Annotated in this window: 15 protein-coding genes; 3 read left to right on the top strand and 12 right to left on the bottom strand. The window is 42.4% G+C overall.

Annotated elements, in window-relative coordinates; translation table 11 throughout:
- Positions 1-61 precede the first annotated feature (61 nt).
- From JWR61_RS03240 to JWR61_RS03210, 7 genes are all read right to left on the bottom strand, one after another.
- The gene (locus JWR61_RS03240) at positions 62-3,259 is read right to left on the bottom strand and encodes a glycosyl hydrolase (RefSeq protein WP_301926420.1); all 3,198 of its coding nucleotides are present in this window, start codon (positions 3,257-3,259) and stop codon (positions 62-64) included.
- 130 nt (positions 3,260-3,389) lie between these two features.
- Positions 3,390-4,223 (bottom strand): phytanoyl-CoA dioxygenase family protein, encoded by an 834-nt coding sequence (locus tag JWR61_RS03235; RefSeq protein WP_301926419.1) that lies wholly within the window; start codon positions 4,221-4,223, stop codon positions 3,390-3,392.
- Between the two features lie 316 nt (positions 4,224-4,539).
- A complete protein-coding gene (locus JWR61_RS03230; protein WP_301926418.1) occupies positions 4,540-6,696 on the bottom strand; it encodes a hypothetical protein in 2,157 nt (718 codons plus the stop codon).
- Between the two features lie 186 nt (positions 6,697-6,882).
- Positions 6,883-7,830, bottom strand: coding sequence for a DUF1735 domain-containing protein (locus JWR61_RS03225; RefSeq protein WP_301926417.1), 948 nt, complete (start codon positions 7,828-7,830; stop codon positions 6,883-6,885).
- Between the two features lie 59 nt (positions 7,831-7,889).
- Entirely contained in the window at positions 7,890-9,719 is a 1,830-nt protein-coding gene (locus JWR61_RS03220; RefSeq protein WP_301926416.1) for a RagB/SusD family nutrient uptake outer membrane protein, read from the bottom strand.
- Between the two features lie 18 nt (positions 9,720-9,737).
- A complete protein-coding gene (locus JWR61_RS03215; RefSeq protein WP_301926415.1) occupies positions 9,738-12,890 on the bottom strand; it encodes a TonB-dependent receptor in 3,153 nt (1,050 codons plus the stop codon).
- Positions 12,891-13,443: 553 nt separating this feature from the next.
- A complete protein-coding gene (locus tag JWR61_RS03210; RefSeq protein WP_301926414.1) occupies positions 13,444-14,475 on the bottom strand; it encodes a LacI family DNA-binding transcriptional regulator in 1,032 nt (343 codons plus the stop codon).
- An 852-nt stretch (positions 14,476-15,327) separates the two neighbouring features.
- Between JWR61_RS03210 and JWR61_RS03205 the strand changes: the two genes are divergently transcribed.
- Positions 15,328-15,759: a heavy metal-binding domain-containing protein gene (locus JWR61_RS03205; protein WP_301926413.1), complete on the top strand. Its 432-nt coding sequence runs from the start codon at positions 15,328-15,330 to the stop codon at positions 15,757-15,759.
- A gap of 200 nt (positions 15,760-15,959) precedes the next feature.
- Positions 15,960-16,487 carry a thermonuclease family protein gene (locus JWR61_RS03200; RefSeq protein WP_301926412.1) on the top strand — a complete coding sequence of 176 codons (528 nt, stop codon included), beginning with the start codon at positions 15,960-15,962 and terminating at the stop codon, positions 16,485-16,487.
- A gap of 743 nt (positions 16,488-17,230) precedes the next feature.
- Here JWR61_RS03200 and JWR61_RS03195 read toward each other — a convergent pair.
- Positions 17,231-17,530: a hypothetical protein gene (locus tag JWR61_RS03195; RefSeq protein ID WP_301926411.1), complete on the bottom strand. Its 300-nt coding sequence runs from the start codon at positions 17,528-17,530 to the stop codon at positions 17,231-17,233.
- Between the two features lie 626 nt (positions 17,531-18,156).
- Between JWR61_RS03195 and JWR61_RS03190 the strand changes: the two genes are divergently transcribed.
- Positions 18,157-18,489 carry a hypothetical protein gene (locus tag JWR61_RS03190; protein WP_301926410.1) on the top strand — a complete coding sequence of 111 codons (333 nt, stop codon included), beginning with the start codon at positions 18,157-18,159 and terminating at the stop codon, positions 18,487-18,489.
- An 874-nt stretch (positions 18,490-19,363) separates the two neighbouring features.
- Here JWR61_RS03190 and JWR61_RS03185 read toward each other — a convergent pair.
- The 4 genes from JWR61_RS03185 to JWR61_RS03175 all read right to left on the bottom strand — a co-directional run bounded on the left by JWR61_RS03185 (position 19,364) and on the right by JWR61_RS03175 (position 23,508).
- Positions 19,364-20,053, bottom strand: a complete 690-nt coding sequence (locus JWR61_RS03185) for an SDR family NAD(P)-dependent oxidoreductase (protein ID WP_301926409.1) — start codon at positions 20,051-20,053, stop codon at positions 19,364-19,366.
- 167 nt (positions 20,054-20,220) lie between these two features.
- Positions 20,221-20,616: an RNA polymerase sigma factor gene (locus tag JWR61_RS28220; RefSeq protein ID WP_367881788.1), complete on the bottom strand. Its 396-nt coding sequence runs from the start codon at positions 20,614-20,616 to the stop codon at positions 20,221-20,223.
- The gene (locus JWR61_RS03180) at positions 20,564-21,742 is read right to left on the bottom strand and encodes a Gfo/Idh/MocA family protein (protein ID WP_301926408.1); all 1,179 of its coding nucleotides are present in this window, start codon (positions 21,740-21,742) and stop codon (positions 20,564-20,566) included. Before JWR61_RS03180 ends, JWR61_RS28220 begins: the two co-directional genes overlap by 53 nt.
- A 254-nt stretch (positions 21,743-21,996) precedes the next feature.
- A complete protein-coding gene (locus JWR61_RS03175; RefSeq protein WP_301926407.1) occupies positions 21,997-23,508 on the bottom strand; it encodes a DUF5050 domain-containing protein in 1,512 nt (503 codons plus the stop codon).
- Between the last annotated feature and the right edge of the window lie 68 nt (positions 23,509-23,576).

Here is a 23,576-nt window from a genome sequence, read left to right as displayed (position 1 = left end):
AGAATTTGAGTATGTGAATCCAATAACTCTTATTCACGAGTTCCTCCTTTAAATGATTATGTTACTTCATGTTGCTCACTTCTATCATCAACGGCCCCATTAATCCTGATGGCCGCAAGGGTGCGCTTTTGCCAGGGCCATCAATCGTCCATGTCTTACGCTTGCCGGCTGGTTGCCCTGCATCGAACACGAGGCGATTGAACCAGGTACTGGTTACCTGTACCGAAATGGTATTCTGCCCCTGCTTCACCAGGTTCTTTAAATGTATGCGGTATGGTGGCGCTAATATCGAACCGACCTGTGTACCATTGATAGCTATAGCCGCAACCATATCAACATTGCCCAGATCAAGCAGGTATTCCAGCGAAGTTGCTGCATCGCTCACATTAAAAGTGGTGGTATAGGTTGCGGTACCTGAAAATGCTTTTCCTTCCGGTGAAAGATCCAGGTCTTTCCATGGTATTAAACCAGGTAATTGTAAAGAGTCCGGTGCTCCCCAACCTGCCGGAAAACTGAGTGTCCAGGGACCCGCAATTTGTATAGTTGATTTATCCTTATTACTTACAAGTGTTGATGAAGTTGATGGCGAGCCATTTTTTCTAAACACGATAAAACAGGCGTTGGATTTCACCAGGTCGAGTTTGATCAACGTACGATCACCACTTTGATGAGTCTCAATTCCCTGATATGTTCCGGTAACAGGATCCCAAAGTTCGGCAGTGCCGTTGGTACGAAAACTCAATTCACCGGTAAATCCTTTGCCCCTTGGTGCACTGATAAAATACCAGTTAGCACCATCTGCCCTGCGGTGCAACCACAGCGCATCGCCACCGGTAACATCGGGTGCTATCTTTAATGCAATTAATGCCTCATCCAATTGAATACCCGATACAATATATCCCTTACCATTTTTCCTGATTCCCTTTTTGCCTGTACCCCAGATAGCTTTCACTGCAGCATCAAATCTTTGCCTGGCCGCAGCTCCACCGGAAAGCGTTGCGAGGCCAACAGGCGCTTCGCCCACCACGTTTGCACCTTGCTGAATTAATGAATGAATTTTTTCCAGTGTCTCCGGCAACATGAGCGGCGCATCCGGTAACCAAAGTACGCGGTATTGAATTCCTTCGGGTGTAACCAGGTTTCCATTGTCTACCTTCAACCGGTTCAGCAATACATCAGGGTTGCAATAGTCATATTTAAATCCTTCAGGAAAAGGCGCTTTCTGGTCTGGCTTGTGGTTAAGCTCATCTCCCAAATACCACAACACATCACTTAACGGCTTGCCTCTTTCCAGCATATAAGTGCAGCGTGATAAATAATCGGTAAAGCCGGGCATGTGTTGCCACCAGGTTTGTCCACGCAGAAATGGTGTACCAATACCTGCACCGAACGATGTGCCCGGTGGAAGAAAAGGCATTTCAGGATTGTGTGTATACGTATGAAAAACATAGTGTGTTACGCCCTCTGCCGTGTTGCAGTTGGCCACTTCCCGCAGCATTTCAAAATGCTCATCCCATGTCAATGCAAAGGATGTGAAAGCCTCCGCAGCCACACGGGGCTTGCCATACATTCTTGCAGCAGAAGCAGTAGGCTTGATGGGTTTAAAATTGATTGAGCCTACATAATCGTCGCTCATCGGTTGCCAGAATTCTGCCATCGGTACATCTGCATATTTAAAATATTCCATGATGTCGCCGGGCAATACATCCCCCGCAGCTGTTTCATAAGTAACATGCAGCCCGTTGTTTCTTGCCAGCGAAGCCATGCGTCCGTAATAGTTGTTGGTAAAAAGATGATTGATGGTTTTACGCCAGTCGGTTAAAAAACGGCCGGTTGTTGCATGATCTTTTATAACATAACCCAGCAATGCAGGAAGCCACTTGCGCAGCGGATAGCTGGAAACATCTTTAAAGTCTTTTTCCATATCCTGTGTCCATGTTTGGGTGTGGCATTCCCAACTGTCTATCAGCATGGCATCCAGCAACCCGCCGGCGAGAGGACCGTTAGCCCCGGATAACCTACCTACATAGCCTGCGAAATGTGCATCTGCTCCGGTGGTGGATAGTTTGTTGGCCTCCCAACCCGTACCCTCTTTTGGAGCCGGACCGTTTTGTTTGCCGGAATTTACATGGCCAATACGAAGAATGGTCCATTGGCCTTTTGGCGCTGTCCAATGCAGTTTTCCATCCTTGTCCATCTTATCCGAAATATCCAGGATATTATCCGGATTGATAAATGCCTTAGGTGATTGTTTCGGATGCTGCCCAACACGTTCAATGCTCCTCAATGTCCACGCAGCTTCCGACTCCCAGCTATTTTTTCTTGCAGCAGAAAACAGGCGCAGAGAACCCAACGCCATATTGTATTTATTGAAAATGGAAATGCGGTATTTTTTTGCACCGGCAATTTCAGAACAGGCCAGTGTGATTGGCTTATCATCCTGCCAGCTTGACTGCGGCATGTCCATTATAAGAATGTCTTTTGTATTTCCGTTATCCAGCACAGCCTGTATGGTGACTTTGACGCCGGGCTCATAATTTCTGCGGTGGTTAAACCCCTGCACGCTTGAAAACTCGACGCTGCGGATTGCTGTAGGATTACGAAAATTTACTTCAACCCAATAAGGCTTGCCGGGATCAGCCGGTAATAAATCAATATCTTTTTTTGCCTGTCCACTTAAATAAGGTTTCCAGTCAACATCTTTTACATTGCTTGTTATGGACTGTGGCACAAGCGGCTTTCCTGAGTCGCCCAATGGTGTGGGAAACGCAAGCACAGTAACATCTTTGTAATCCCGCCAGGGCTCTGCACTGGGTTGTGGTACCGATAATATGTTGGTAGCAAGATTTCCTCCGTCGATATCGGTGCGACTCCAAACAATATTTCGCATTGCGTTGGAAGGTGTAATCCACGGGCCTCCCGATGTTGCCCATCCGGGACAATTGTTCATTGAAAAGACCAACCCCAGCCGGTGACATTCTGATGCGGTATGTTTTACAGCATCGTCCCAATTGGCACTAAGACTCGTGATTTGTGTTTCAACACCGGGCCACTGTCCGCCAAACTGGCCATGAAAAAGCATGATGCCTGCAAAGCCCGCTTTGGCTATTGCTTCCAGGTCTTTTGTGATCCCTTCTTTGGAAACATTGCCGCCGATATAATGAAACCAGGTTTGCGGATGAAACACTTTCGGTGGCGCCAGGAATGATGCCTCATCCAACTTGCTGAAAGGTTGGTTCAGTTCCTGCATCGTGGGCATAAAAGGCAGCTTTGCAGTTTGAGCTATTGCTGAAGAATAAAAGAGCAGGCAACACGTACACAAAAAAAATGACAGGGGCGTCCGGGCTATGCCTTTTAAATAGTTGAATTTGCTCAAATGCATAATTGTATTACAATTGGGATGCTAATGTACCACTATAAATCAATGGATTTTGCTGATCATCATTTAATAAATCTCCCACTTTTAGTTTAGCCACCTGTTCATCACTCAGTATATTTTTTATACCATTGAACGTGGCGCCGTCGGGCATGTAAGCGCAGGTCATCGCCCTTCTGAAACCATTGGTCATATTGGGGCCAGCACCATGTATGGTAAGCCCGTTGTGAAAGGAGCAACTACCGGCTTTCATCGGAACTGCCTTTGATTTGGATTGTTTAAACTGCGGATAAAAATCAAATACGGCATCCATGTTTTTTCCGATGCCGGGATTCTCAAAAGTTGTTTGGTGAAAAGAACCGGGTATAAAATACAGGCAACCATTTTCATAAGTCGCATCATCCAGCGCTACCCAAATAGATAGAGCAGTTCTGTCGCTGAACGACCAGAAAGGGGTATCCAAATGCCAGGAAGTTGGGTTGGCCCATGGCCTTTTAATCAATGCCTGGTCATGCCATATTCTTGTCCCCTTCCAGCCCGCCAATGTGGCTACCATCTTACCTATTTTTTCATCCAGCATAATCTGCTTTACCTTATCATTTGTTTGCCACAGGTTCAGCATCTGGTCAAACACTTTTCCATAATAATCGCTCTCTTTATTGATGCCATCATCTTCTCCGACTTTGGTATCGCTGTTAGGCATTTTTCTGCCTGCCCTTTGCTCAATTGCTTCGGTAACTGCGGTACGCCAGAAGGATAATTCTTCTTCTGTTAAAAAATTTTCAACCAACAAATAACCATCCGTTTGATAATTGTTTATCTGTTCTTGTGTTAATGAAGTATTCATACATGTATGTTTAGCAAAACAATCTTTAACTGCATTGGATAAATAAATCTGGCAATGGCAATTATGCTAAAGCCATGCTTAAAAATAAACCAATCGGCTTTCAATAAAAAAATCATTTTATGGTCAGTTGTTGATAGATAACCTCCGCATGAAAAAAACACCTAGAAGCGAGCCTGCAAAAAACGCATTGCAACGGGTGAAATGCATGGCCTTAAAGATTGAAGCGATTTATAAAGTGATAAATTATAAGATGGTTTATAAACTGCTGTACCGCCAAGGCTGACAGCATTAGATATTTCAATCTTCTATGAAAAAATCACCTGATCTCAACCTCAATACCATCGGCCGAATTAATAAATTGTAGCAGGATGGTACGAGAATCTTCATCCCATTCGCTTTTGTTGTCGATTTTTTTTCCATCCTTATCTTTTGTGATAACAGATGTTGGCTTGCCCTGCAAAAGGATGCGCATTACATTATTGGTGTTGGATGGACTTTTGGTTATAAATGAATATTCATTGCCATTGCGCTTTTCATCATATACCCTGGATGCTGCGCACAAAACCTGGGCTATATTTTTTTCTTTTACCCTTTTCAAATCATACAACAAAGATTGCTGACCGGGCGGAACAATTTTTTCTTTTAAAACCGGCAATGCCGGATCAAACATATCAATCACCGGACCCTGGATGTGCAATGGTTCTGTACTCACGCTTTCTTCCATCACAGAAGCAATGTCGTAAGGCCCACGTTCCAGGTAAAAATAATTGTTGGTTTGCAGGCTGCCTTTTGATGTTGCCGATTCATAATTCGTTTTTATAATGCGCATAAAATTTTCGTCGCCACCGGCTGTTAATACCAGCTCTTTCGGATCCTGCTTTACAATTGTTACCACACCTTTTCCATACGTATAACTTTCTTTACCTGTCGGTGAAATATGCAGTTGTTCAAACAAATGAGCAGATGGTGTTGTGTAATTTTTTCCATTGGTATTCCACCATTCTTTTACTGTTTGAAAAGGATCCGTATCTGTTCCATAATAAATTAACCTGCCACCATTCTTAACCCATTGCGCCAGCTGTTCGTTTACTATGGCGGCTTGTGGCTTCATGTTGGCATAACTCATCACCAGCACTTTAATATTTTTTAATGTACCCGCAAAGCCCAGGTTTTCCATGTGCACGGTTTCAACAGGTATGCCTCTTTTCAATAATGGCATTACCATTCCATAAAAATTGGAGAGCTGCGGATCGTCATAATTATTGTGCACCGGAAAACGCTGAAACATCATCGAATTGCCCACCAGCACACCAATACCTTTACTGCCATTGATGGTATTTGCAGAGGCCGGCATTTCGTTTAATGCATTTACCATCACCTGCATTTGTGTTGCATACGCCGGTGATATCGGTTGCTTTTCGGTACTGTTGGCCAGCTTAAATTTTCCCTGGTAAATTCTGTTGGGCCAGGGCATAACTTCAAAATTATCTACTGAAGGATACATCAATTCGGCTGTATAAGTGGCCTGGTAATTTTGTTTGTAATCATCCCAGGTACGCGGATAATCTTCTATCGGGTCTGTCAAAAAATAAATTTTACGACCGGTGGGCGCCGTCATAGATAACATAGATCCATACTCTAAAAAAGCATTTTCAAAAACGCGTTCTTTTTTAATACCATTGTAATAAACCGGCTCCCTTGAAGTGCCCGTCCACACCTGGGCGATATAGCCATCCATCCCTGGCAGCGCCGCCAAACTTGCTTCGGGGCTTACTATTTGCCATGAAGAATAATTCAATAGTGAATGAGTAGGCACATAACATTTTACTTTTAGCCCCTTGCTTTCACTATAGGTTTTGGCATATTGAAATACTTCTTTCAGCGCATGAAAATAAAGCTGGTACTTTAGTTTGGATGACAGGTAAGTTGCTTCCGGTGATTCATGTTGTGGCATCCAGGCAAAGCCATACATTTTTTGCCACTCCTTTTTAAACGACTCGCTGTAACCGCCTCTTGCCCAAAATTCAGGCTCTTCCAAATAGATAGATGTTACTCCGGCATCAATCACTTTTTTTATCAGTGTTTTAAAATAGGCGATGTATCCATCGGTTGGTACGATGTAAGGAATTCCTTTACCATGGCCAATTTCACGGCCGTTTCTTTCTACCTGCCCATCTTCAAAATGAGTTTTGCCATCAAACCTGCCTTCAAAATAATCCTGGTAATTGCCCCAGGCAATGCCGGTCATAAACTGTACATTGTAGCCGCGGTCACGATAGCTTTTTACCCGATCGGTAAACGTACTATCCATGCCATACACCATCGCAATATCACTCCGCACATCGTATGCTGCATTCCATGGCGCCGATGCCTGGAAAGAAGTTTTTTCAGCGGCATTATTTTTTTGTGAATAGCCCTGGGTACACAACAAGGCAATGACGGGTAAAGCAATCAGCTGTTTAAGTATTTGCATTTAGCTGGTGAATTTTATGAAAGATGAATTTGCACAAAACTATTTCATTCCGCTTGTAGAAAATATTTTAAATGCCGGCTGACATTCAACCGGCATTTTGGTTTTCGGAGTTGTTATTTAAAAACACTCAAATAGCTTCAGAGTTCAACAATTTTACTACTAAATTTTTTTATACATTTTCTTTATTTAAGGAAAAGTAATCAGCCGCCACTCACTTACCTGTATCAGGTTGCTGCCGTTATTGGCCAGCACATTTATCCTGTACTGCGTGTACGCAGTGGTGTTAGTAAACTCGTATCGCTTAGTCTGGTTGCGGCCACTGAATGTTTCTCCCGTGTGCGTATCCAGTATTGTCCATGTTGTTCCATCGTTGGAGCCTTCCAGGTTCCAGTCTTTCATATCCCTGTCGGGCGCATCATTGCCGGATGTAATGGTGTACGCACCGATGATTTGGGGCAATGAAAAAGTAAGGTCTACCCAAAAGCTCTGCGGAAATCCGTCTGTCAAAAACTTGCTGTTGTAATCACCATCTACCAGTTTGGGGGAACCTTCGCCTGCACCTGAACCACCGCCGTTTTCGCGGCTCACACTCAATGTGGCCATTGATGTAATATCCTTTTCCAGCCGTTGAATGGTATCTACTCTTATAAAAGTCGTACCAAGCGCACTGTCAATAAAACCTGATGAAACACTGGTGATTGAAACAGGAATAATGTATTTGATCGTTTTATCAAGATCCGTAGTTACAATTTGTATTGGCAATGTATTGGAACTTGTTTCACCAGCTTTTATAACACTGGTGAGCGTGGGCACCTGGTAGCTGGATGCCGGCATCATAACATAAGCCGTACCATGTTGCGCATTGTAACTGCTGATTAAAGTTGAATCTACTTTAAAACCCACAGTGATATCTTGCCCGGGATAGGCAAGACCACCGTAGGCTGCACCAAAACCAATCGTTTGTGCCGTATCAGCCAATAACAAGGCATAGCTGCTGTTACCGGCGGCGATGGGCATATAAATATTTCCTTCTTTTGCGGAAATAACAACATCGGGTTTATTGCAGGAAGACATTGCAAGGCCAACGCACAAGGCACTTACAAATACTGCCGTCATTTTTATATTCATTTTCATTGTAGCATTTTTTAATGTTTACCTGCAAATTGCAGGTGTTTTACAATTGCATTTTATGTTTACCATCCGGTGTTTTGCACCAGGTTTTTATCTACATCCAGCTCCTGCTGCGGTATAGGCCACAGGTAATGTTTCTTCTGAAAAACGCGGTTTTCAAAAACGGTTCTTTTATAAAAAGTCGGGTCCTGCAAATCATTGCCTGCATTGATGTCCATGCTGTAAAAAGGTCCGCCATCAGTCTGTTCTGCAATCTTCCACCTGCGGGTATCAAAATAACGGGCATTCTCAAAAGCCAGTTCTACCCTTCTTTCCTTGCGTATCGCCGTGCGCATCTGGTCCTGTGATAGAGCGGATGAAATGTCCGGAACTCCGGCACGTTGGCGTATAAGATTTACATACTTAGCTATATCGGCATTACCGGGTGAAGCTTCATTCAATGCTTCTGCATAATCGAGATAAATATTGGCCAGCCTTAACATTACCCATGCCCTGTTGCCTGAGCGCCAGTCGCCCGGTGGAATATTTTTACGACCGATATAACCGGTAGGCGAATAATCATTTCCACCAACTCTTTTACCGGAATTGCCGTTATAAAATGTTTCGGTTGTTACGGTGCCTGAACTGGTGGTTGTATTTAACCACTTGCTGCCGTTGTAAGTAATGCCGACATAAAAACGGGGTTCCCTGTTGGTCCACATGTTGTAGGTGCCTGCCGTGGTGTATTTTCCATCAGATGAAGAGAAACCATTTTCAACATAGCCAGAACCGGGATCATTAATAGATAAACCGTTGTTCATAAAATAAGCATCTACCATTTGCTGTGTTACACCGAGGCCACCACTGCCGCGGATAGCGCCGTCAGAGCCTGCATGATACGGTGTCTCTTCATATTGCCTGGTGGTTGGATCGGCTCCTACTTTTGCAAAGATCCATTCCTTGTTCCAGTCAGTAAACATCACATTGCGGCAGGATAAATAAGGATCCAGGTTACCTGAGGCGTCATTTTCCCTGTACAAATCAAATGTACCCGGCACGTATTTATCAATAAATGCTTTTGCGGCAGCGGCAGCTGTTACCCATTTGGCCGGATCTTTTTGCTGGCTGATCAACTGTCCGCCCTCCTGGTTTTTAAGCGATGCATAATCCGGGTTACCATTGAAAAGATCACTTGCAGCCGTCAGCAACATTTCCGTTTTATAAGCCATCATTACTGACCTGGTCATTCTGCCTGCGTCAACGCTGGGGTTTGCCGGCACATCAGGCAAGTCTGCTGCAGCTTTATCCATCTCGCTGGAAATATACAACACACAACTATCATAAGGGGTACGTGCACGCTGAACATCTGCAAGGCCTGCGTTGGGTGCAATGTTTTCATCACCGGTGATCACCACCGGCCCAAAAATTTTGATTAAATTATAATAATAGTAAGCACGCAGGCCCCTTGCTTCTGCAATGTACCGTGCAAGCAACTGTGCTCCGTTTGCCTGGTTGGTGATTTCTTTACACTCGCCCACGTGCGCCATAAAATAATTGGCAGAGCGGATGGCGGTATAATAATTACTCCAGAAATCATTTACCACACCGGTTGTTGGACCCCAGGCACCTACGTTGATATAATTGCTAAACACAAAACTCCAGTCATATTCTGCTTCATCGGATGCACCCGTCCACGGGCCACCACTTGTTGAGCCACCAATGTAGCGCTGACTGGCCTCATCTCTAACGTAGGAATAGACGTTGGCTAGAAAATTATCGACCGTATTTTTATGGGCGAACACTTGCTCAATGGTGGTTCTATCCTGCGGAAGCTGATCAAGATATCCCTTTTTACAAGCCGGTATATTGATGAGCAAAAATGATGCGATTGTTATATAAATCAGTTTTTTCATGATCGTTAGTTGTTGTAATTAAAAATCAAAATGTAATCCCAGTGAATAGGCAGCTACCTGCGGATACCGCACACCGTTGGAAGTATTCAGTTCCACATCCCACAATTTAAATTTGCTGAAGGATAAAATATTTTCGCCGAGCGCATAGATGTAGGCACGCTTAATGCCTATTTTTTTAAACGCATCTTTTGAAAAAGTATAGGAAGCTTTCAGTGTTCGCAGTTTGATAAAACTGGCATCTTTTTGCCACCAGGTACTTACCTGGTTGTTGTTGCCATTCTTGGGACCGCCAAAACCAAGCCTTGGATAAAACGCATGCTGGTTGGGATTTTCAGGTGTCCACCGGTCGGTAATTACGCTGTACGCATTGCCTTCTCCACCATCACCGGAAAAGGGCTGAATACTGTTGCCACTCAGAATAATATTTGCCTGCGCCTGTCCCTGGAAGAAAGCACCCAGGCTTAATTTACCATAGGTGAGATCAAAACCAAAACCATATAAAATGAACGGTACGTCACCGGTACCGATGGCAGTTTGATCGTAGGCATCAATTACGCCATCGCCATTCAAATCTTTAAATTTAATATCACCGGGCCTTACCTCGCCAAATGACTGCACGGGAGAATTGATGATTTCTGCAGAGTCCTTAAACAGCCCCTGAGCTACCAGGCCAAACCTCGTCAGCACGCCCTGACCTTTCCTGTTAAGCCATGGATATTTCTGATCCGGCTGATCATTACTGATTACTTTATTACGGGCATAAGTGAAGTTGCCCTGCAGACTTAAAAACCAGCCGTCACCAATTCTTACATGATTTTGTTGTAAAGAGATATCGATACCGGCATTGTTTACTATGCCAAGATTACCAATCGGACGTGATGTTAAACCCACAAATTCTGGTACTGTACCACGGGTAAGAAAGATGCCTGTTCTGTGTTCTTTAAAAAGATCAACTTGTACCGTAGTTGCTTTTAACAACGTCATCTCCATGCCGATATTTGTTTTACGACTGGTTTCCCAGGTAAGGTCTGCGCCGTAACTGCTGATGGCATAGCCGCCCGTTCCCTGCCGGCTGGTACCAAATGTGTACCCGTTGGCATTGGTGTTAACCTGGTCAAGGTACGCAAAACGCGTGCTGCCGATATCACTGTTACCCACGGTGCCGGACGAAAACCGGAACTTTAAAAAGCTGATAATATTCTTAACCGGCTTAAAGAATTTTTCGTTGGATGCTACCCAGCCTACACCAAAAGAAGGAAAAAAGCCATAGCGTTTTTTGGGTGCAAAATTTTCAGAACCGTTGTATCCGAAGTTGCCTTCAACAAAATATTTATCATCGAAACTATAAGTCACTCTTCCTGCAAGGCCTCTGGTACGGAAAGGAATTGAGCTGGTAAAATCGCCTGCAAAAGCATTTACATATTCACTCTGGTTATACAACAGCAAGCCACTTACACGATGCTTGCCAAAAGCAGAATCATAGTTTAAAGCAGACTCCGTATACACTCTTCTGTTGCCACCATTGTAACGATCATAACCCAGCGAGTTACTACCGCCATATGTTAGCTGCAGGTTCAATGTACCATCCGGGTTTCTGCCGTTTGCTATGTATGCGTTTTCTCTTTTGCCATGATTAATGTCCAGCTCACTGTAGTTATCAAAGGCATACATGGTTGTAAAAGAAAGCCCTTTCACCAGCATACTTAAATTCTGCCGCAGGCGGATATTGGTATACAATTGTGTTTTGTATTGATTGGAATATCCGGATTTTGCAGCCTGGTCGAACGGGTTGCGAAAACCTCCGTTGGGATTTCTCCCGGAAGTGGTATCACCGGGATAAGTAAATGGCAACTCTACCGGCGGCATATCCATTACCGCCTGGAAAATAGAATTTACCTGGCCTGCATCAGCCGGATTATTACCTCCGCCAATACCGGGATAATTACCATTGCTGTAATAGCCCTGTAACCCGAGTTCAAAAGTGGTAGATGGCGTAACCTTTAACGTTAAGTTACTGGTGAAGTTAAATCTTGAATAACCTACACCACTGTGATAAGGTTCACTTGGATCTGATTTTATAAATCCGTCTTCATCATAATAACCAAGCGATACATAGTAAAAAGCAGAAGGTGCACCACCATCAATGTTAACGGTGGCTTTGCGGTTAAGGCCATTTTTCTTAAATACTTTATCAATCCAGTTTACATTGGGATATAAATAGGGGTCTGTGTTGGCTTTTGTTTTGGCAATATAATCGGCCGAATATTTTGGTGCATCACCTCTTGTGGTAAGCGCTTCGTTGGCCATATCCATGTAAGTAAGGCCATCAGTCATGGAAGGCAATTTTGTGAACGTAGTGATCGATTGCAGGTAATCAACCGCAAATTCCGGCTTACCGGGTTTACCTCTTTTTGTTGTGATCAATACTACCCCGTTCGCACCTCTTACACCATACACTGCAGTGGCCGAAGCATCTTTCAAAATACTGAAGGAAGCGATATCATCGTAGTTAAGATTGCTCAGTGAACGCTCCACGCCGTCAACCAAAATAAGTGGTTTGGAATTGTTAAGTGTTGCTATACCCCGTATCCAGATATCCGCATCATCATGACCTGGTTCTCCGGTACGCTGAACTGCCACAAGACCCGAAAGACGCCCCGCCAAACCTGCTCCCACATTCGCTATTGGCTGTTTTAAATCTTCCAGGTTTACGATGGACTGTGCACCGATCTGGCTGATTTTCCTTTGCCTGCCATAGCCCACTACCACTACTTCATTCATGTTGCCTTCGTTCGCATCCAGCACAATTTCCAGGTCGAGTGTATTGTTCATGGCTACCGTTTGTGTCTTGTAGCCAACATGCGAAAATTCAAGTGAACCTTTTGGATCTACATTGATGGAGAAACGGCCACTGGCATCGGTTGAAGTAGCCGTGGTTGAACCCACTACTTTTACTGTTGCGTCTGCAATTGGTTTACCCAGCTTGTCTTTTACAACCCCGGTAATGGTAACCGTTTTGGCTAAAAGGCCCCGGCCAGTAAGCCTTCCGGGCGGCGCATTGGTGGCTGCTACCCGGCCGGGTATGCCCACCGTTACAACCAGCATAAAGGCAATCATCCACACCGGACGACGCAAGTGCTTAGTTTTTTTTAAGAAATAGTCTGTCATCATAAACAATGGTTTTGGAGTATGAAAGTATTAGTAAAACGTTTTAGCAAGGAAACTTTAAAAAAACAGGAAGGAAAAGACATTAATTTGCCTTAGGATAAAAACGGGGTTGGTATGTTCACCGGTAATAGCTGCGAAAATAATGACGGTGTGTTTGTTATGGTGTATAGCTATGCACCTATGATCTCTGTTAAGATATCTCATATGTCAGGCATTTGGGGTTTTCGTTAATTGCAGGCTGAATAAAGTGTATTGAATTATTTATTTCAACTTGTTAAAATAAAGATAATAAGAAAAACGTTTTAGCAAGATGCTTGTTACAAATTGAATATAAAATGATACAACCGGCTAAAAGATCTACAGTTTGTTATTTATTACTTAGATACCTGGTATAGACCACTTGCCATGTAATTCAGCAGCAGCAGCAGTTTCAATATTGACAGCTATCTCATTTTAAAACAAACATCACCACTGCCTGCAGTAATTATAGCTAATTGTACTCTTGAAACACCTTGAATCTGATAACAAGAAAGAAAAAACGTTATAGCAAAGCAGGCTATTTTTTCCGGCGTGCAATTTTAGGAGAAGATTCCCTGATAATGAGCTTGCCGGGAAGTGTTACTTTGTGATTAATACTATTTTTTGAAGCCAGCTTGTCGAGCAAAATATTAATCAGCTGCTCCGACATTTCCTGTATGGGCTGTGCGATGGAAGTGATTCGTGGCGTGTGTAATTCAAACAATTCAAGGTCATCATAACATACCACGGCGAGGTTATCCGGGATGGAGAGACCTGCTTTTTTAATTGCTTTCAGCCCACTTACGCCGAGATAATTGGTAGCAAAAATAACAGCGTCCAGCTTTTTTTTGCGAAGTATGAAATCGACAATGTAGTCTACCACTGTATTTGTGTCAAGATAAAATCCAACTTCTTTAACATAGTGCTGCAAGCTATGATCATCCAGCGCTTTTTCATAACCCGCCAAACGTTGCTGCATTTGCGATTGCAGCGAACTGATGCTTACAAAACCGATGTGTTTATATCCCTGGTCAATCAGATGTTTTGTTGCATTATAGGTACTGTTGAAGTTGTCGAGCACTACGTAATCTATTGCATCGCCTTCAAAACATCTGTCAAAAAGAATGACCGAAGCACCGCCGGCAGCCAATTTATTAACGTCGTCCCTGATACCCTCTGTTGGGATAATAATATAACCGTCTACGTGACGATCTTTAAACATGTGGATTAACTCCCGCGCCTTGGCGGAATCATTTTCTGTGCTGCAGTATAAAATTTTATACCCGTTTTTGTAAGCATTCTCTTCTATCAGCCGGGCCAGATTCGCAAAGAAGGGATTGGCAATACTTTCAACCATCAGGCCGATGATATTGGTTTTTCCGGTACGAAAACTGCGGGCCAGGAGGTTGGGTTTATAGCCTACTTCCTCCACAAATTTCAGTACCCGCTGCGTTGTTGCATCGCTGATTCTTCTCTCTTTTGCCTTTCCATTTAAAATAAAAGAAACGGTGGATTGAGAGATTCCCAATTGCCTCGCTATGTCGATGATGGATAACACTTTCTTTTTCAAAATGGACAAAAACGTTTTTACGAAGGTAATGGTTGTTATAATTGAAAGGCAATACAATTTATTCATTTGTGATGAAAACCAGTGATACTGCGGGTTAGGCAAACCGCATCAAAAATTGCTACCATAAGAAATGACGCAGTTGTAATAGTTATGCATCCATTTAAGAAATAGTTTAACAGACATTTATTATCGACAGGCAGCATTCTATTTTACATTTGGTATGACCTGGATCATGCGTTCCATTGACGGGGGGCTGCAAACAGTTTTAAAAATGAGCCTACTTTTGTGTTATAAAATGAAAAAGATTGCGCTGATAGTATTGCTTTTTGTTTACACATCCTCAACAATGGGCATTGGTATTACACAGTTTTACTGCTGTGGCCATTTGCAATCTACCAGCTTAAGCTTTGCTGAATTTGCCAAAAGTAAATCCTCAAAAAATAATACGATCAGTTGTTGTAAAACCACGTTTGAAAGTCTGAAACTAAAAGACAATTACATTGGCGCTGATTATATAAACAGCCCGGTTAACAATTTTACTTTCGCTCTTCTGTTTACGTCATGCAGCGCTGAAAAGCATTGGCTGACTTTGGAACCGCAACTTTTAAATACAACTTTCTCGCCTCCTCCAGACCGCGGTGTTCCCATCTACATTTTCGATTGTGTTTATCGAATATGATCAGCATAAACGCCAGCGGCAACAATGTAAATATCCTGTTGTTACTGCTACCTCATTCTTACATTATCAAATCACTTTACAAACATTCATTTAGTAAAATATCAATCAACTAATTTGAGGAGGTGGTGATTCAAATACACTCAAAAAAATTACAAATTCTAAAACAAAATAAAATGAAAAAGATATTATTTATTGCAATCGCTGTAGCCGCCACTTTTACCTGCTTCGCACAAAAAGATGCGCTGAATAAACCAAACAAAGATGCTTCTGTAAAACTATTATACAGTTGCCCGATGCACCCGGATGTAACCAGTGACAAACCTGGCAAATGCACCAAGTGCGGTATGGACCTGGGGCTTTCAAAAAAAGAACAAATGAAAACAGCTGTGACCAACCAATATGCCTGCCCGATGCATGCAGATGTAGTCAGCAGCAAGGCTGGCAAATGTCCCAAATGCGGTTCAGCACTGGTGGCTTCTAAAAAAGAACAAATGAAAATGGAAACAATGAAAATGTTTACCTGCCCCATGCACCCCGACCAGGCAAGCGATAAAGCCGGCAAGTGCCCAAAATGCGGAATGAAAATGGCCAAAGCGAAATCGTAGTATTTACTCTTAGTTTTTCTCATAACGGCATTGAAGCAAAAAAAGCTTCAGTGCCGCTTTATTTTCAGGCATAAGTAGGGGCAATAGAAAGACCCCGGCAATGAAAAATAACACGATAACAATTATTCCGATACATTTGAGTTGTTGCTAACTAATTTCTGTTTCCAATTCAATTAAAAAAAGGCAATTCAATCCGAATAATGAAAACCCTCCTGTTTCTTCTGTTTACTACCGCTCTCACTGCCGGTTGCAATTTGGCCGAAGCCCAATCACCACCCCACGGCAAAGTCATTCATATTATTGATGGCGATACCTATGATATTTTGCTGGACAATCACACAACAAAAAGAATCAGAATGGAAGGCATTGATGCGCCTGAACGTGGGATGCCTTTTTACAAATTATCGAAGAATTATTTAAGCCGCTTGTGTTTTGGTGCGGCTGTATCAATCGAATCAACCGGTAAGGACAGGTACGGCAGAACACTTGCGAAAACCTGGCTGGCAACCGGAAAAGAAGCAGGACTATTGATGGTGGAAGCTGGCTATGCGTGGCATTTTAAAAAATATTCGACGGACATACAGCTGGCCAATGCAGAACTAAAAGCAAGAAAAAACAAGCTGGGTTTATGGACTGAAAAATCAGCCATGGCACCATGGGCCTGGCGCAAAAATAAAATCAATATCAACCGTGGTAAAATGAAATTGAATAAATCTCACGCGGCATAAATAGTAAGGAATGAAAGGCACTTTTAGAATTCAGTCCTCTGCCCCGGGGCATAAAAAAATGCCCCCGTTTAAAAGAGCATTCTTTAATATATTGTTGTTGGTTTTTTGATCCGTTTTTACTTCACACATTTCTTACCATGCGTTTTTCAAGGCGGGACTCATTGGTCTTTTCACGAAGGATATTCAATTCGTTGGTTATTTTTAATCAGGGTATCGGATAATCGGTGTACTTGGTTTTTTAGTCTAATCGGATTGGTCTTTTAATCAGGATATTGTTATTTATTTGTTGGTTACAGGATTTGGCTCTTTTCTTTAAAATAATTGGATGTTGATTGGTTGTTCGGATTTGGTCTTTTGGTTAGGATATTAAAATTGGAACCGGTTGCTGAAAGCTTTTACCTTGCTTGCTTTCTGATGTAAAGGTGCATCAAATATGTTCTGCATTTTTTGCTTTTCGATCAGGGAGTATTTTTTTTCGGCGAATGGTTCAAAATGATCGTTTTCGTGTATTTGCAAGGTGGCTTTAAAAACTGCGTCAAGGAGTTGTATCAACCTGCTCATGCAATCAGCACTGATAGCCGATTTACGGGAACGAAGGGAAATAGCAACAGTTTTTTTTTCAAAAAAATAAGCGGATGTATAGTTGGGTATTTACCTGGATTGCCGTTTGGATGAAAAGGATTTTGGTGAAATAGCAAAGGGTATCGCGTACCCGCGTGGAGAATGCGTTCCAAATGCCCCGACTATGATACGGATGTATTTTCCTTCGCGTCAATAGCAGATTTAAGCATTCGTATAATTTTCTTTTCCACTGCAATGGTCGCCTCCTCAATGTCATACCAATTACCATCTTTTGTTTTGTATAAATTGCAGGAAAACGCCTCACCTGCTGGTTCCTTTTGCGTAAATGAATATTCCTGTAAGCTAGCAATCACCGTTCCCAGCGCATTGATAAGCTCATAAGGCTTTATAGTGTAAAAAAATTGGCGTTTATCTTCCAAAATAACCTGGTTGCTGAAAAGATGCTTTAGGGATTCTCTCATACTACAATAATAGTTGTTTTTTTATATGTTGCAAAACTGACTTTTTATTACGGGTGGAACTCATTGTAAGCGGCATCTTGGCCACAGTAAATGCTCCATTTCGCCAAATTGGTATAAAATGTCTGCTTTAAACATTCATGCAATTAATCAAATAAAAATTTAAGCAGAAAAATCCCGTTTGGCCATTACCCCTTCTGGTCCATATCTTTCACTGGAAAATTATGACATAGGGAAACGTTACACGTCCACGTTAAGAAGGATTGGAAGCAAGCTGAAATGGGTTAAGCAGACTATCAGGCGGCGAAGGGCCATTTTACTGCTACACGGTTCGGTAAATTGAGTGAGTCATCCACAGCCAGCCAGCGTTTAGTATTTTTATAGAAACAGCATGGCATTGAGATGGTTCAGCCAGCCTACATATTTACGGAGCGCAATGTTGAAGAAAAACACCACAGAAAAAATGTCGTTGAAATGTGCAAGCCGTAGCAGCCTGGAGAGCAGATTTCCAACACCACCGGTAACACGTCACCTGGCCAGTCTACCAGTTTAAAGAAATATAAAAAACTTAACATTGTTAGCAATTTTCTTATATTAAGTTTGTGTTATCATTTATAAAAAATAGTAGAATGTCAACAACGGAAAACATAAAGAAGAGTATAACGGAGAGCGATTCTGCCCTGCAAACTGTTACCAGACAATTGCAAACGGCCCTCACAGATCTGAAAGATCAGCTGGGAGAAAAAAAATTTGAAAAAAGAATTAAGAAGGCTGCAAAACTGCTTACTGCCGGATTGAAAAAGACGGTAGCAAAGAAAACAAAAGATGTAGTAAAAAAAGTCATCCCCATCTCTAAAAAAGCTGCACCTGCTGATAAAAAAACGACTCCTCCGGTAAAAAAAGCGGCGAAAGCTCTTCCAAATAAAAAGGCCTCATCCGCCGGTGTTTCAGTTAAAAAATAGCATCGTATTTTAAAATGGCTGTGGGAAACTATTTTCCGGTTTACACTCATCCAATTGTTGCAGTTTATGCCGCACCCTTATGTCGGCTGTAGATAATCCCTGGTACGTTTATCTCCATACAGCCGGTTGTTCTTTCCGAAATGGATTAAAAACTCCCGGTTAAAAAATAGTATGTATTGTTTTTGTAACCTCCAGTTGCAGTGGATGAATAGATCCTGCAACGGAATAAACAATCAACTTTTATTTATAAATTTATCTGCGGTTACGGCTGCAGATTTTCAACAAACAACCTGCCCGTCAATTCCAGAACGTTAGCAGCCATTGCAGATCCGCCTGTTAAAAAATGACAGAACTTGAAATTTACATAAAACTTACTTTGGGATCAGTAATGATGACTTAGCCAAAATCAGCTCGCTTTTTAAACCGGAAAAGTTAAACAGAGGTGACTGCTTTCTTAAAACAGGCAGACACAATGACCGGCTTGGCTTTCTCCAACAGTTATTTTAAGAGAGTTTGTACACATCGGCGACAAAGAAGTGACTAAATGGATTTTTATAAAAGGTTTTTTCGCTATGAATGTATACAACTTCAACTGTGTTACTTCAAAACGAATTCACCGGACACATTTATTGAAAGCCTTTGCAACAACAGGTTTACAGCCGCATTTAGTTATACAGGCTTGTTAAAATGATGAATTATTCACCGACTTTAACACATGACAAACCGGGCGTTGAATATGCTAAGCTTTATGAAATGCCGCAATTAAAAATTATCATGGCTGCCTGGTTGATTACCTGGATTTCAATACAATCAGTGCTGCCGGAAATTAGCCAGGGCATAATATTATCATCCAAAATAAATCCGGCCATTTTCTTTATGCATTGTTATACACTTTTATTACCGGCTCTCTTATTGTTGCTGCTGCAGGAGTGCAATAATAATAGATGGCATCCGCAATAGATTCGGGCCTAACCCAATTCTCAAACTTGGCATCCGGCATAGCTTTGCGATTTTGAGGAGTATCAATTGTGCTGGGTACAACAACAGTAGTAACCACGTTATGTCCTTTGGCCTCCTCATTCATCAGTTCTGCCAGGCGGAATATCAGTGATTTTCCCAATCCGTATGCCACCATCCCCTTCCCTTCTTTGGCACTCATGCCCGGTCTTGAGCCGATAATGAATATCCTGCCGCTGCCCTGTTGCATCATCTGTACAAATGCCGGACGGGCAACATTATAAGCTGTTTCAAAGTTCAGTTTGTATTGCTTATAAATGTCAGCCGTTTGCGTATCCGCAATTGTACCCATCGCAAAACCACCAACGGTTAATATGGCGGCATCAATATTTTCATATTTGGCAATTACCGTCTTAATAAATTTACCCGAGTCTTCTTCATTCATCAGGTCAACAAGCACCTTCTCCAGTTTGGCGTCAACAATTTCAAAGGGGGTAGGATCGTTGGGTACAATCGTTGCAACCACATGGTATCCTTCTGCCAAAAATTTTCTTACAACGCACTGTCCCATATTTCCGGAAGCGCCGGTAACGATTGCTGTTTTCATTTCTTTTAATTTTAGCACTAAGGTATTTTAATACAAATTTCATTGCGTCATCTATCGCACTTTTTTTTGCAGCCTGCTCAAATAAATACAATTATTAACCCGGTATTTATCTTTTGTACGTACCCTCTGCCCGGTAAATCACCGGAAAAGTAAATGAAAAAATACAGCTATGCATGCATTGCCTTCCGGGAATACGGATTTTCTATCATCTCCAGTTTTAACTTCTTTAATGCCTCATGCATTTTATTATATACTGTGCGGGGCGCAAGGCCTGTTTGCTGCACAATTTCTTCATAGGATAATCCTTCATAAAACTTAAGAATAATCAGCTCTTTCTGGCGGGCGGGAAGGTGGTTTAAATGATGTATTAGAAGTTGAAATAAATGATATTGCAGATCGTTAGTTATTAGCTTCTCTGAAGCAGGTTGTCCACTTGAACGGACCGCCGTGTGTTTACCGGAATTGTATTTGCCACTCGCATTTTTTTCACTACGGTTTTTGCCATATTTACTACTCTGCGAGTGAAATATTAACCGCTGCACCGCGCTTTTCAGCAGATACATAGGCGGTATAAATTGTTGTAATTACATCTGCAGCCAGTTGACTGTTACTTTCGATGGCATCGCCAAAAGCTGCGCTGCGATAAAATGATTCCATTTCATGTTGATAGCCGTTGAACCAGGCTTCATCAGGAGATATAAAGGACCAGCCTTGCTTGCTGCCGGTTTTTTCAACTACATACACTTCATCAAAATTGGCTTCAACCGGGTTGTACGTTTGCATGGCATTGTTGGGAGCAATATTGCAGATGGTGCGATGGTTATTGGCATGTACTTCTACATAATTTTTTACGCCACCATGCAATAGTTCACTGGCAATAATATCGGCAACAGTACCATCTTCAAATACAATATGTACCGATGCAAAATCTTCTACATCCTTATAGCCAGTTCTTAAATGTCCTTCATTAATATAGCCGGGCATCCTGGTTAAGGCATGCGTTACTGCCGATACCTTCCTGGGGCGAATGGCAACACCTTTTCTTTTTAATCCTTCCACTTGTTTTAAATACAAGGCTGCCGTTATCGGATGAGCGCCTTTGCCCATTAATGAACCACCGCCCGACAAACGCCATTGCCCATAATCCAGCGAATGAGAACCGGAGTGCGATTGCTGCGCCTGTATCCATAAAATTTGAGCACCGGTTTTTTCAATTACCTCCTTTTCTTTTTGAATGGCGGGTGCATACACCCAGTTCTCTGCATACATGATAGCACCGGTACTCTCTTTTTCTGCCTGCAACATCCGTTGCACACTTTCCTTTGCCATATGTAACCCTTCTATACGGGAAAAAGTGTCACCGTTAAAATCTGCCGACCCATCTCCAAAATAACCGGTAAACGGCTTTTCAATTATTACATGCTTTCCCTGTTTTAAAACTTCCACGGCAATTTGCTCATGCGTTACCGGCGGTGTGCAAACATGCAGCACATCGGCCGCTTCAATTAAGGCCTGCAGACTTCCAAAACTTTGGATGCCCCGGGCGGTAGTAAACTCATCCAGCTTTTTTGAGTTGCCGGAAAAAGCCCCGACAACTTCCAGGTTCACCGAATACACGCGCTTTAGCGCATCAAAGTGAAATCTTGCTGCAAACCCTGATCCTATAATACCTGCTTTTATATTTTTCATTTTGAGGGAATTAATGCATCTAAAATATCCTGCTTCCATTCGTCTTTATCCATATCAAACACAACAAAATCGGAATCGAACTGCCAATAACTTCAGCTCCAGTTTATTTATGATTTCTAATATTGCAGCACTGCCTTTACATTTTTTCAGGGCCAAAGCTGCAGCCAACAATACAATCGCAACAAAAAACGCGGGTTGTTTACCCTTTATTTTAATAAAGGAAATGCCCATATACTTTGTTTTCCCATTAAAAATTAAAAAATGCCGTTACTTACAAAAGCTATTTTCTTACTATCCGGCGACCAACTTGGCACATTCATTGTTCCCTGCCCTCCGTATAAATAAGCAATTGTTTTCGACTCACCGCCACCAACGGGTATAGTGCGCAAAAACACTCTATGGTAAAATGGGTGTTTATCTGCAGGCACATCTTTTGGAAATGAAATAAATACCAGCGTCTTGTTATCCGGAGAAACATGCGGAAACCAGTTATTCAATTCATCAAAAGTTAACTGCGTTTGATTTTTCCCGTCGGCATCCATCCGCCAAAGTTGCATTTTGCCGGTACGGGTAGAATTGAAATAAATATATTTTCCATCGGGAGAATATTCCGGTCCGTCATCCAACCCTTTGGTATTGGTAAGTTGAGTTTCCTTTCCCCCATCTTTTGAAATTCTGTAAATATCGTAATCGCCATTGCGTTCTGCTGTGTAAACTAAATATTGATTATCGGGCGACCAGCCATGAAAATACGATGGTGTTTTTTCTGTTATAAGTTTTGGAGTGCCGCCGGTTGCAGGCAGGGTATAAACAGCAGATTGCCCTTTTGTTTCTGTGCCCTGGTTGCTAATGCCTATTTGTTTACCGTCAAAAGTGAGCACATGATCATTGTTATTGTTAATGGCAGTACCTGTGTTTAATACCGTGGCCGTTCTGCTGGCTAAATCGAAATTATAAAGCCTGCCGCTTTCATTATAAATGAGCGTTTTGCCATCAGGTGTCCAGTTAGGTGCCTGGAAGGAACCTTTGTTACTGGCCAATACCTGCCGGTGGCCACTGGCAACATCCATTATTTCCAATGCGCTGCCAATGTAACTTTTGTACTGAATCAACGTATCCGGTGCAGTATTAAAAATCCGGGTATTGGTAAAGTCAGCTTCTTCGGAAAATAAAGTGGTGTGCGAACAAACAAATAAACCGGCCAGTAAATCAGTACCTAAATCAATATTTTCCAGCTTTTCCATAACATACACTTCTCCAAAATGTGCTACAGACATGGTATAGGTGTTCCCTTTTTTTTCTAACTGCAAAACATCCGGCGCCTTGATGGTTAATTTTATTTCTTTCATATCTGCACCGGCCACTGTTCTGTATTGTAAAGCTGTTAATCCATCTCCATGAACCGTGCAGGTAATTACCGGCGAATTGGTTGCGGTGGAACTTCGTATCATCAAGCCGGCCTTGCGATGAGCTTCATGACCTTCGCCTAAAAAACGAACCTGCGTTTGTAAAATAAAATCGCCATTCATTTTTTTTGACAGAAAAGCAAAACTGTCCTGCCCAAACCAAATGTTTCTGCCCGATCCTGTGATGCGGTAGGTTTGAGAAGGTTCGTGGTAACTGGCAGCACCCGCTATTGCAGGAGCACCAACATCAGAAAAAATATCGAAGGAACCAATCTTTGCTCCGGGCACCTGTGCACAAAGCGGTGTGCAAACAGCAGCGGCACCGATTGTTAAAAGCAGCATTTGTTTTATTATTAACATGAGATGTTATTTTTGATGGTTGTTAAACTTAAACGACTGGGATACCTAGTACTTACTGGTACTTAATT

Source organism: Ferruginibacter sp. (assembly GCF_028288465.1).
GTDB lineage: Bacteria > Bacteroidota > Bacteroidia > Chitinophagales > Chitinophagaceae > Ferruginibacter.
The sequence above is the reverse complement of the archived record's forward strand: the minus strand, read 5'-3'. Positions and strand labels throughout refer to the sequence as shown.